Annotated in this window: 13 protein-coding genes; all 13 read left to right on the top strand. The window is 45.1% G+C overall.

Annotated features, from left to right (window positions below; translation table 11 throughout):
- The first annotated feature begins 310 nt into the window (after positions 1-310).
- Entirely contained in the window at positions 311-1,060 is a 750-nt protein-coding gene (locus tag OCV12_RS16215) for an amino acid ABC transporter substrate-binding protein (RefSeq protein ID WP_009848135.1), read from the top strand.
- A 136-nt stretch (positions 1,061-1,196) separates the two neighbouring features.
- Positions 1,197-1,868 (top strand): amino acid ABC transporter permease, encoded by a 672-nt coding sequence (locus tag OCV12_RS16210; protein WP_017632660.1) that lies wholly within the window; start codon positions 1,197-1,199, stop codon positions 1,866-1,868.
- Positions 1,865-2,602 carry an amino acid ABC transporter ATP-binding protein gene (locus tag OCV12_RS16205; RefSeq protein ID WP_176680654.1) on the top strand — a complete coding sequence of 246 codons (738 nt, stop codon included), beginning with the start codon at positions 1,865-1,867 and terminating at the stop codon, positions 2,600-2,602. The genes OCV12_RS16210 and OCV12_RS16205 overlap by 4 nt, the downstream gene beginning before the upstream one ends.
- A 207-nt stretch (positions 2,603-2,809) precedes the next feature.
- Complete coding sequence (gene rpmH / locus OCV12_RS16200; protein WP_004735800.1) at positions 2,810-2,944, top strand: 50S ribosomal protein L34; 135 nt, start codon at positions 2,810-2,812, stop codon at positions 2,942-2,944.
- A gap of 45 nt (positions 2,945-2,989) precedes the next feature.
- On the top strand, positions 2,990-3,313 hold the full coding sequence (gene rnpA / locus OCV12_RS16195; RefSeq protein WP_017055478.1) for a ribonuclease P protein component: 324 nt from the start codon (positions 2,990-2,992) through the stop codon (positions 3,311-3,313).
- Complete coding sequence (gene yidD / locus OCV12_RS16190; protein WP_004735802.1) at positions 3,280-3,537, top strand: membrane protein insertion efficiency factor YidD; 258 nt, start codon at positions 3,280-3,282, stop codon at positions 3,535-3,537. The genes rnpA and yidD overlap by 34 nt, the downstream gene beginning before the upstream one ends.
- A 2-nt stretch (positions 3,538-3,539) precedes the next feature.
- Complete coding sequence (yidC, locus tag OCV12_RS16185) at positions 3,540-5,159, top strand: membrane protein insertase YidC (protein ID WP_261885056.1); 1,620 nt, start codon at positions 3,540-3,542, stop codon at positions 5,157-5,159.
- 130 nt (positions 5,160-5,289) lie between these two features.
- Positions 5,290-6,651, top strand: a complete 1,362-nt coding sequence (mnmE, locus tag OCV12_RS16180) for a tRNA uridine-5-carboxymethylaminomethyl(34) synthesis GTPase MnmE (RefSeq protein WP_176680652.1) — start codon at positions 5,290-5,292, stop codon at positions 6,649-6,651.
- 50 nt (positions 6,652-6,701) lie between these two features.
- A complete protein-coding gene (mioC, locus tag OCV12_RS16175; RefSeq protein ID WP_261885055.1) occupies positions 6,702-7,136 on the top strand; it encodes an FMN-binding protein MioC in 435 nt (144 codons plus the stop codon).
- Positions 7,137-7,618: 482 nt separating this feature from the next.
- A complete protein-coding gene (gene mnmG, locus OCV12_RS16170) occupies positions 7,619-9,514 on the top strand; it encodes a tRNA uridine-5-carboxymethylaminomethyl(34) synthesis enzyme MnmG (RefSeq protein ID WP_261885054.1) in 1,896 nt (631 codons plus the stop codon).
- Positions 9,514-10,146 (top strand): 16S rRNA (guanine(527)-N(7))-methyltransferase RsmG, encoded by a 633-nt coding sequence (gene rsmG, locus OCV12_RS16165; protein WP_076654327.1) that lies wholly within the window; start codon positions 9,514-9,516, stop codon positions 10,144-10,146. The genes mnmG and rsmG overlap by 1 nt, the downstream gene beginning before the upstream one ends.
- A 14-nt stretch (positions 10,147-10,160) precedes the next feature.
- Positions 10,161-10,934 carry a ParA family protein gene (locus OCV12_RS16160; RefSeq protein WP_026084427.1) on the top strand — a complete coding sequence of 258 codons (774 nt, stop codon included), beginning with the start codon at positions 10,161-10,163 and terminating at the stop codon, positions 10,932-10,934.
- Between the two features lie 23 nt (positions 10,935-10,957).
- The gene (locus OCV12_RS16155; RefSeq protein WP_017632652.1) at positions 10,958-11,839 is read left to right on the top strand and encodes a ParB/RepB/Spo0J family partition protein; all 882 of its coding nucleotides are present in this window, start codon (positions 10,958-10,960) and stop codon (positions 11,837-11,839) included.
- Positions 11,840-11,966 lie beyond the last annotated feature (127 nt).

Here is an 11,966-nt window from a genome sequence, read left to right as displayed (position 1 = left end):
GGTGCCCCCACTCTATTTAAGTAATATGAAATGACTGCTAATTTTACCTGTTGATAAGTCAGATCACCAGCAATTGATCACAGATCCAGTGAATAAGATCCAAGTTATTCACAATAAATTTGTAATTAATCGGTGGATCCACACATCTTGCCCCTAATTTACTCACATAACGATCCACTTATGCCCGGATCCTTGCTAGTTATCCCCAAATCAGGAATGCGATCTGGTTATGGTTAATAACATCTGGTTATTTATTCTATTGTGCATTTTCCCAGTAACATCCAATCCTATAAATATAAGGAGTTACCAAATGAATAACTGGATTAAGGCTGCAATTGCGGCTATCGCACTCTCTGCTGCTACTGTTCAAGCCGCGACTGAAGTTAAAGTCGGCATGTCTGGTCGCTACTTCCCGTTTACTTTCGTTAAACAAGACCAACTACAAGGTTTTGAAGTGGATTTATGGGATGAGATCGGTAAGCGTAACGACTACAAGGTTGAGTACGTAACGGCAAACTTTTCTGGTCTGTTCGGTCTTCTTGAAACGGGTCGAATCGATACCATTTCAAACCAAATTACTATGACGGATGCACGTAAAGCGAAATACCTATTCGCAGACCCATACGTAGTAGACGGCGCACAGATTACCGTTCGTAAAGGTAATGACAGCATCAAAGGCATCGAAGACCTAGATGGCAAGACAGTTGCGGTAAACCTAGGCTCAAACTTTGAACAGCTGCTTCGCAGCTACGACAAAGACGGCAAGATCAATGTGAAGACCTACGATACAGGTATTGAACATGATGTAGCACTAGGCCGTGCAGATGCATTCGTAATGGATCGCCTATCAGCACTAGAGCTTATCAAGAAGACTGGTCTACCATTACAACTAGCAGGCCAGCCATTCGAAACAATTGAAAACGCTTGGCCTTTCGTTGACAACGACAACGGTAAAAAACTGCAAGCAGAAGTAAATGAAGCATTAGCAGCAATGCGCGCAGATGGTACGCTAGAAAGTATCTCTCAGAAATGGTTTGGTGCGGACATTACTCAGAAGTAATTACTCACTTTCCCCATTGAAGGCCCACTGCTTTACACAGCGGTGGGCTTTTTGCTTTTGTGTCACCGATTAAAAAGCCTGATATAACCGTACTTCGAAAGATAACAACACTTCCAATAAAAATACGAGATAGATTATGGGATTTGACTTTAATTACATGCTAGAGCTGTTGCCGATACTGCTGAAGTATCTGGGCACCACCATGGAGATGGCGATCTGGGGCTTGTTCTTTGCTCTGATCTTGTCTCTGATACTGGCGAACATTCGTGTATTCAAAATCCCAGTACTCGACCAGCTAAGTCAATTGTATATTAGCTTCTTCCGAGGCACGCCACTGCTGGTACAGCTATTCCTCCTTTATTACGGTTTACCACAAGTATTCCCGTGGATGGTGGGCTTAGACGCCTTCAGCGCTGCTGTGATTGGTTTAACCTTGCACTTTGCCGCGTACATGGCTGAAAGTATTCGTGCGGCGATTATTGGTATTGATCGCAGCCAGATGGAAGCCAGCCTTTCAGTAGGTATGACGACCAGCCAAGCAATGCGCCGAGTGATCTTGCCGCAAGCAACTCGCGTGGCACTGCCATCACTGATGAACTACTTCATCGATATGATTAAATCGACTTCGCTTGCATTCACCTTAGGCGTAGCCGAAATCATGGCTAAGGCCCAGATGGAAGCCTCTTCAAGTTTCCGCTTCTTCGAGGCTTTCTTAGCGGTCGCGCTGATTTACTGGGGCGTGGTGGTTATCCTCACTCGTATTCAAATTTGGGCCGAAGTGAAACTGAATAAGGCGTACGTACGATGATCAAATTACAAAATATCCACAAGCAGTTTGGTGACACCGAAGTTTTGAAAGGGATCGACCTAGAAATCAAGCAAGGTGAGATAATTGTCATCATAGGTTCAAGTGGTACTGGTAAATCTACCTTACTGCGTTGTGTGAACTTTCTAGAGCAAGCCGATCAAGGCACCATTTCGATTGATGATATTAATGTCGATGCTCAGAAACACACCAAAGCAGAGGTGCTTGCACTGCGTCGTAAGACCGGTTTTGTGTTCCAGAACTATGCCCTATTCGCTCACCAAACCGCGAGACAGAATATTGCCGAAGGTTTAATTACCGTTCGTGGCTGGAAGAAGCAGCAAGCTCATGAAAAAGCACAACAAATACTCGATGATATTGGTTTAGGTGACAAAGCCGATAGCTACCCAGCAGCACTCTCAGGTGGTCAACAGCAACGCGTTGGAATTGGCCGTGCAATGGCACTACAACCTGAACTTTTGTTGTTTGATGAGCCGACATCAGCGCTTGATCCTGAGTGGGTTGGCGAAGTGCTTAACTTAATGAAAAAGTTAGCAAATCAGCATCAAACCATGCTGGTGGTTACCCATGAAATGCAATTCGCTAGAGAAGTCGCAGACCGAGTGATCTTCATGGCTGACGGTCATATTGTCGAGCAGGGATCTCCACAGGATATTTTTGGTAATCCACAGGATCCTAAATTAAAAAAATTCTTAAATAAGGTTGGGATCGACTAAGGATCCTTGTGATTTTAGTTAATCTACGTATAATCCCCCGACCGGAATTTTAGTTAACCCAATCATTGACACTTTTTGTGACAGTGATTACAATTCCGCCTCTTTGTTGAGAGGCGTCGGTTTTCCTTTCTTATATAAAGAAGAGAAAAAATGCCCACGCCGGGTTTAACAAAAACCTAAAACTACTGATCAGTAAGGTAATTACAAATGAAACGCACTTTTCAACCTACAGTTCTAAAGCGTAAGCGTACTCACGGTTTCCGTGCTCGCATGGCTACTAAGAACGGTCGCGCAACAATCAATGCACGTCGTGCAAAAGGCCGTAAGCGTCTTTCTAAGTAATCTTTGATTATTTTGAATAAGCTAGCCTTCGGTCGGGAGTTACGCTTGTTAACTCCCGAACATTATCAAAATGTCTTCAAGCAAGCTCATCGAGCTGGCTCTCCTCATTTCACCATCATTGCTCGAAATAACTCTCTTTCAAATCCTCGCCTTGGATTAGCCGTTCCGAAAAAGCAGATTAAAACCGCAGTTGGTCGTAACCGATTCAAGCGTCTTACTCGTGAAAGCTTTCGTAACACTCAACACAAACTTCCTAACAAAGATTTTGTTGTAATCGCTAAGAAGAGCGCGCAAGATTTAAGCAATGAAGAAATGTTCAAGCTACTCGACAAATTATGGCTTCGCCTGTCTCGCCCTTCGCGTGGATAGCGCTAATACCCATCTATTTTTATAGATGGTTTATTAGTCCACTCATCGGCCCACGCTGCCGATTTACTCCAACCTGCTCTTTATATGCGATAGAAGCGTTGAAAGCTCACGGTTTTGTAAAAGGGTGTTGGTTATCAGGCAAACGTCTATTAAAATGCCATCCTTTGAACGAAGGGGGCTTTGACCCCGTTCCACCAGTCCAAAAACAAGACAGAGATAAATAACGATGGATTCTCAACGTAATATCCTGTTAATCGCATTGGCATTGGTTTCTTTCCTACTTTTCCAACAATGGAACGTAGCTAAGAACCCAGCACCACAAGCGGTTGAGCAGGCACAATCTGGCAGCACCCTACCAGCGCCATCTTATGCAGATGATCTAGACCCAGCTCCTGGTCAAGTTGCTTCTGCAAAAACTATCACAGTAACAACTGATGTACTGACTCTGTCAATTGATACGGTTGGTGGTGATGTCGTTAAAGCAAACCTAAATGATTACTCTGCTGAGTTCGATTCAGAAGATACTTTTGTTCTTCTTAAAAACGAACCAGGTCACCAATTTATCGCTCAAAGCGGTCTAGTTGGTCCTCAAGGTATCGATTTAAGCAGCACTAACCGCCCTAGCTACACGGTTTCAGCAGACAGCTTCAAGCTAGCTGAAGGTCAAGATGAACTACGCATCCCAATGACTTACCAAGCGAACGGCCTTGATTACACAAAAACATTCGTACTTAAGCGCGGCAGCTACGCGATTGACGTTGAATACGATGTAATCAACAACTCTGGTAACAACGCGACATTCGGCATGTACGCTCACCTACGTCAAAACGTTATGGATGACGGCGGTAGCCTAACAATGCCAACTTACCGTGGTGGTGCTTACTCTACGGAAGATACGCGTTACAAAAAATACAGCTTCGACGACATGCAAGATCGTAACCTGTCTCTTAACCTAGCAAACGGTCAAGGTTGGGCAGCGATGATTCAGCACTACTTTGCAAGTGCTTGGATCCCACGCGACGAAGCGGGCAGCAACCTTTACACTCGTGTAATCGGTAACCTTGGCGACATCGGTGTTCGTATGCCGAACAAAACCATCGCTAACGGTGACGAAGCGAGCTTCAAAGCAACGCTTTGGGTTGGTCCAAAACTTCAAGACCAAATGGCTGAGACTGCACCTAACCTAGATCTAGTAGTTGACTACGGTTGGTTATGGTTCATTGCTAAACCTCTTCATACTCTGCTTTCGTTCATTCAAGGCATCGTTGTGAACTGGGGTCTAGCGATCATCTGTCTAACGTTTATCGTTCGTGGCGCTATGTACCCACTAACGAAAGCTCAGTACACGTCTATGGCGAAAATGCGTATGCTTCAGCCTAAGCTGACTGCAATGCGTGAGCGTATTGGCGATGACCGTCAACGCATGAGCCAAGAAATGATGGAGCTTTACAAGAAAGAGAAAGTAAACCCACTAGGTGGTTGTTTACCTATCCTTCTGCAAATGCCTATCTTCATTTCGCTATACTGGGCACTAATGGAGTCTGTTGAACTGCGTCACTCACCGTTCTTCGGTTGGATTACTGACCTTTCAGCACAAGACCCATACTACATCTTGCCACTTCTGATGGGTGCTTCAATGTTCCTAATCCAGAAGATGAGCCCGACAACTGTAACGGATCCAATGCAGCAGAAGATCATGACCTTTATGCCGGTTATGTTCACATTCTTCTTCCTGTTCTTCCCTTCAGGTCTGGTTCTATACTGGCTAGTATCGAACATCGTAACTCTGATTCAGCAAACGCTTATCTACCGCGCGCTGGAAAAGAAAGGCTTACATTCTAAGTAAGTTCGATAATAGAAAGAGATAAAGAAAGGCGACCAAAAGGTCGCCTTTTTGTTTTTAGCTGATTACAATTCAGCTAATTGATTAATCGTGAACGCCCCTTTTTGGCTTTCACATGCTAGCAGGCACACCTATGACTACAGATACGATTGTTGCTCAAGCGACCGCGCCCGGCCGTGGTGGCGTCGGTATTATCCGCGTTTCCGGCCCATTGGCGACTCAGGTTGCCCTAGAAGTAACAGGAAAAACACTTAAGCCTCGCTACGCTGAGTACCTGCCTTTTAAATCGGCCGATGGCATCGAGCTCGACCAAGGTATCGCGCTTTACTTCCCTAACCCACATTCGTTCACTGGCGAAGACGTGTTAGAGCTGCAAGGCCACGGCGGCCCAGTGGTTATGGACATGCTCATCAAGCGCATCCTAACCATCTCAGGCGTACGTGCTGCGCGTCCAGGCGAGTTCTCAGAGCGTGCCTTCTTGAACGACAAAATGGATTTAACCCAAGCTGAAGCGATTGCTGACTTGATTGATGCAAGTTCAGAAGAAGCGGCAAAATCAGCGCTTCAGTCACTACAAGGTGAGTTCTCTAAGCGCATTAACACGTTGGTCGATTCACTGATTCACCTACGAATCTATGTTGAAGCGGCTATCGACTTCCCAGAAGAAGAAATTGATTTCCTAGCTGACGGTAAAGTAAGTGCTGACTTACAGGCTATCATCGACAACCTGGAAGCCGTGCGCCAAGAAGCCAACCAAGGTGCCATCATGCGCGAAGGTATGAAGGTGGTAATTGCTGGTCGCCCAAATGCGGGGAAATCGAGCCTATTGAATGCACTGTCTGGCAAAGAGTCAGCGATTGTGACCGACATTGCCGGTACTACACGTGATGTACTGCGTGAGCACATCCATATTGACGGTATGCCACTGCACATTATCGATACCGCAGGCCTACGTGATGCGTCTGACGAAGTCGAAAAAATCGGTATTGAACGCGCTTGGGAAGAAATTGCTCAGGCTGACCGAGTTTTATTTATGGTGGATGGCACGACAACAGACGCAACTGACCCGAAAGATATCTGGCCAGATTTCGTTGATCGTTTACCAAATAACATCGGTATGACGGTAATTCGTAATAAAGCGGATCAAACCAGTGAAGAGCTGGGCATTTGCCATGTGAACGATCCAACCCTAATCCGCCTATCTGCGAAAACAGGCCAAGGTGTTGATGCTCTGCGCAGCCACCTTAAGGATTGCATGGGCTTTGCTGGTGGTCATGAAGGTGGATTTATGGCGCGTCGTCGCCACTTAGACGCCCTAGAACGCGCCTCTGAGCACCTGGATATTGGCCAACAACAACTTGAAGGCTATATGGCTGGAGAGATCTTAGCGGAAGAGCTTCGTATCACTCAACAGCACCTTAATGAGATCACGGGTGAGTTCAGCTCAGACGATCTTTTAGGTCGTATCTTCTCTTCTTTCTGTATCGGTAAATAACCTTTAAAGGCCAGCTAATGCTGGCCTTTTTCTTTAGTAAGGACAGTTTAATGATCCACATTATTACAGGCAGCACCCTAGGCGGCGCCGAATACGTTGGCGATCACCTTAATGATCTTCTTGAAGAACAAGGTCATGAGATCACCCTACATAATCAGCCTGAGTACGATAATATTCCACAACAGGGCTTTTGGTTATTGGTGACTTCAACTCATGGTGCGGGTGAGTTTCCAGACAATATTAAGCCTTTTATCGACGCATTAACCCAACAGTCTCCAGACTTAAACCAAGTTCGCTTTGCTGTCGTGGCGCTTGGCGATTCAAGCTACGATACCTTCTGTTTGGCCGGGAAATCCGTCCACAGCCAACTGGAAAACCTCGGTGCAAAACCGATTTCAGCTTGTTTTACCATCGATGTATTAGAAACTCCGGTACCTGAAGATGCTGCAGAAGAATGGTTTAACGATCATAGCGACCAGTTTTAACCTCTCTTTTCTTCCCAGAAGCGGCTTATGCCGCTTTTTTTGGCTCCGAATATCGTGATTGTGAATAACTTTTTTTCAAAAATATCGAATATAAGCGATTTATTTTCGATTTTCGTTGTGGATAAGATCATACATATACGGTGATTAACCTATAGTTATCCAAATAACAAGTTTTAAGCCAATTTCCCCCTGTGAATAAGTAGCCATTTTGATCCCAGCTAATCCTCATCCTGATCAAAGTTAGATCACATCATTTGATCCAAAAAAGATCCATGATCTCGTTGATCATTTTCGACTTATCCACAGACCACCTCGATCCTAATAATAGATCTAATAAAAGATCTCCTTAAAGATCTTATCTATATTAATTAAAAACAGCTTTCTCGAAAAATTCCAAAAACGTTTTCTCAGGCTATGAAAACAGGTAGAATATCGCTCCTTTTTATCAGTCTAGAAAACGTTTGAATACCTGAGGTCGGTTCATGCTTTATCACGAAAAATTTGACGTCATCGTTGTTGGTGGTGGCCATGCAGGAACGGAAGCCGCACTCGCATCTGCACGTACTGGTCAAAGTACGTTATTACTTACTCATAATATCGATACATTAGGACAAATGTCTTGTAACCCAGCCATTGGCGGGATCGGTAAGGGCCACTTGGTAAAAGAGGTCGATGCAATGGGTGGATTAATGGCGCAAGCTATTGATCATGCAGGTATTCAGTTCAGAACATTGAACGCATCAAAAGGCCCTGCGGTTCGTGCAACTCGTGCACAAGCTGACCGCGCGCTTTACAAAGCGTTTGTTCGTAACGTTCTTGAAAACACACCAAACCTGACTTTATTCCAACAGTCGGTTGATGATTTGATCGTTGAACAAGATCAAGTGGTGGGTGTGGTGACACAGATGGGCCTTAAGTTCCGCGCAGATGCTGTGGTATTGACTGTAGGCACATTCCTAGGCGGAAAGATCCATATTGGTATGGAGAGCTCTTCTGGTGGTCGTGCGGGTGATCCACCATCGATCGCACTGGCTGACCGTCTTCGTGATCTTCCATTCCGAGTTGATCGCCTGAAAACAGGTACACCGCCACGTATCGATGCACGTAGCGTTGATTTTTCTGAGCTTGAAGTTCAGCACGGTGATAACCCAACCCCTGTTTTCTCGTTCATGGGTAACCGAGCGCAACAGCCTCGTCAAATCCCGTGTTACATCACGCATACCAACGAGAATACACACGACGTTATTCGTGCCAATCTTGATCGCAGCCCAATGTACGCGGGTGTGATTGAAGGTATTGGCCCTCGTTACTGTCCTTCGATTGAAGACAAAGTGATGCGTTTTGCTGACAAGAACAGCCACCAAATCTTTATTGAGCCTGAAGGTCTAACGACACATGAGCTATACCCGAACGGTATCTCAACCAGTCTGCCGTTTGATGTACAGGTTCAAATCGTTCGCTCTATGAAGGGCTTTGAAAATGCTCATATCGTTCGCCCAGGCTATGCGATTGAGTACGATTTCTTTGACCCTCGCGATCTTAAGCTGACTTACGAAACCAAGTTTATCAAGGGTCTGTTCTTTGCTGGCCAGATCAACGGTACAACGGGTTACGAAGAAGCGGCAGCACAAGGCTTAATGGCCGGTCTGAATGCGAGTTTGTTTACACAAGGCAAAGAAGGCTGGAGCCCACGTCGTGACCAAGCTTACATGGGCGTTCTTATTGATGACCTATCAACGATGGGCACTAAAGAACCTTACCGTATGTTTACGTCTCGTGCGGAATACCGTTTGTTGCTTCGCGAAGATAACGCTGATATCCGATTGACTGAGAAGTCTCGTGAACTTGGCCTTGTTGACGATGCGCGTTGGGCACGTTTCAACGAAAAAATGGACAACATGGAGAAGGAGCGTCAACGTCTGAAAGAAACTTGGATTAATCCAAAGTCTGAAGACATCGGTGCATTAAACCAGATCCTAAAAACACCAATGTCTCGCGAAGCGAGTGGTGAAGATCTTCTTCGTCGTCCTGAAATGACTTATTCACAGCTCACGGCATTGGATCGTTTTGGCCCAGCATTGGAAGATCAACAAGCGTCTGAGCAAGTTGAGATCCAAGTGAAGTACGAAGGCTACATTCAGCGCCAACAAGATGAAATCGAAAAATCACTGCGTCATGAAAACACCAAACTGCCTGCTGATATCGATTACAGCAAGGTGAAGGGGCTTTCTAACGAAGTGGTTCTAAAACTGACAACCACTAAGCCAGACTCTATTGGTATTGCTTCTCGTATTTCAGGTATCACACCTGCAGCAATCTCAATTTTGTTGGTTTACCTGAAAAAGCATGGCCTATTAAAAAAAGGTGAGGAAGCATAATGAGCGCATTACGCGAGAAACTGGATCACCTGATTGGCCAGACTGAATTAGAAGTATCTGAAAAACAACGTGGCCAATTGGTAGGCTACGTTGAGTTGCTCAATAAGTGGAACAAAGCGTACAACCTAACGTCGGTTCGTGATCCACTAGAAATGATGGTGAAACATATCTTAGATAGCATCATTGTTAGCACTCACTTACAAGGTAAGCGCTTTATTGACGTTGGCACTGGCCCTGGTCTTCCTGGGATTCCGCTCTCAATCATGAATCCTGACTGCGAGTTTTACTTGCTAGATAGCCTGGGTAAGCGTATTCGTTTTATCAAACAGGTGATTCATGAGCTGGGTATCGACAACGTTGTGCCGGTTCAAAGTCGTGTTGAAGAGTTTCAACCTGAAGAAAAGTTTGATGCAGTGCTCAGTCGTGCATTTGCATCAATGACAGACATGGTAGAGTGGTGTCACCATTTACCTAAAGAGCAATCCGGTGTATTTTTGGCTCTTAAGGGACAACATCCTAGAGACGAAATCGACCTGTTACCTGAATGGTGTTCAGTGACAGACATTAAAGCTTTGCAAGTACCAGAGCTTGATGGAGAGCGTCATCTAGTAACTTTATCGCGTCAGGGATAATCAGCGAGGCCATAGTGGGTAGAATCGTAGCAATTGCCAACCAGAAGGGCGGCGTAGGAAAAACAACAACTTGCATTAATTTAGCAGCATCAATGGCGGCGACAAAACGCAAGATATTGGTTGTTGACCTCGATCCCCAAGGTAATGCCACTATGGCGAGCGGTGTCGACAAATATCAAGTTGAAGCAACTGCTTACGATTTGTTGGTTGAAGACACCCCATTTGATGAGGTAGTTTGTCGAAGTACGTCTGGCAATTACGACCTCATCGCCGCTAACGGTGATGTTACTGCGGCAGAAATCAAGCTGATGGAAGTCTTTGCTCGCGAAGTTCGCCTTAAGAATGCACTGGCATCCATTCGCGATAATTATGATTTCATCTTTATTGATTGCCCACCTTCTCTAAATCTTCTTACAATTAACGCGATGGCTGCGGCCGACTCCGTGTTAGTTCCAATGCAATGTGAATACTTTGCTCTGGAAGGTTTGACTGCGTTGATGGATACCATCAGTAAGCTCGCTGCGGTTGTTAACGAGAACCTGAAGATCGAAGGTCTTCTGCGTACTATGTATGATCCTCGAAACCGCTTATCGAACGAAGTATCTGATCAACTCAAAAAACACTTCGGTAGCAAAGTCTACCGAACTGTGATCCCTAGAAATGTGCGTCTGGCAGAAGCGCCAAGTCATGGCAAGCCAGCAATGTACTACGACAAATATTCCGCAGGTGCTAAAGCATATCTTGCTCTGGCAGGCGAAATGTTGCGTCGTGAAGAAGTCCCAGTATAGGTCTAACCAAAGGAATTCGCTCAATGTCTAAGCGTGGTTTAGGAAAGGGGCTAGATGCATTGCTTGCAACTAGCTCGTTGGCTCGTGAAAAACAGCAAGTTGCTTCTCATAGTCAGGCGTTGTCTGCTGATGGAGAGCTAACAGAATTGGCTGTTGGTTGCTTGAAGCCAGGTGTTTATCAACCGCGTAAGGATATTGCGCCTGAAGCGCTAGAAGAACTAGCAGCGTCAATCCAGTCTCAAGGCATTATTCAGCCAATCGTAGTACGTCCTTTAGCGCACGACCAGTTTGAGATCATCGCTGGTGAACGTCGTTGGAGAGCAGCTCGTCAAGCAGGCCTAAAACAAGTGCCATGTCTGATCAAGCGAGTGGAAGACAAAGCCGCGATTGCGATGGCATTGATCGAGAATATTCAGCGTGAAGACCTGAATGTTATCGAAGAATCACAAGCACTAGAGCGTCTACAGAACGAATTTGAACTGACGCATCAACAAGTCGCTGATGTGATCGGTAAATCGAGAGCAACGGTCAGTAACTTATTACGTCTAAATCAGCTCGAAAATGAAGTAAAAGGTTTAGTTTCCAATAAACAACTGGAAATGGGGCATGCTCGAGCACTGCTTGCGCTAGAGGGTGATACCCAGGTTGAAGCAGCAAACACAGCGGCAACCAAAAAAATGACCGTGCGTCAAACAGAGCAACTTGTCAAAAAGTGCTTAAAACCAGACGTTGAACCTGAATCGAAGCCTGAAGATACAGAAGCTATCGAACTTTCACGAAGACTCACGGAAAAATTGCAAGCAAACGTTTCAGTTACTCGTTCTGTTAGCGGTAAGTCAAAAGTGACAATTACTCTTGATGAGCCTCACAAATTAGAGCAACTTATTGCTAAACTAGAGTACTAAATGAGATAATTGATTTAGGTCAATTATGTAATAAACAAGTAATTTCGTACAAAAGTTGTAGGTTTGTATACAAAAATGTAAATGATTGCTGCATTGTTATTGCAATCAATTTGGCTGAACGTATAAT

It is taken from the genome of Vibrio pomeroyi, assembly GCF_024347595.1.
In the GTDB taxonomy this organism is placed as follows: domain Bacteria; phylum Pseudomonadota; class Gammaproteobacteria; order Enterobacterales; family Vibrionaceae; genus Vibrio; species Vibrio pomeroyi.
Note: the sequence above shows the minus strand (reverse complement) of the source record. Positions and strands in the feature narration are given on the sequence as shown.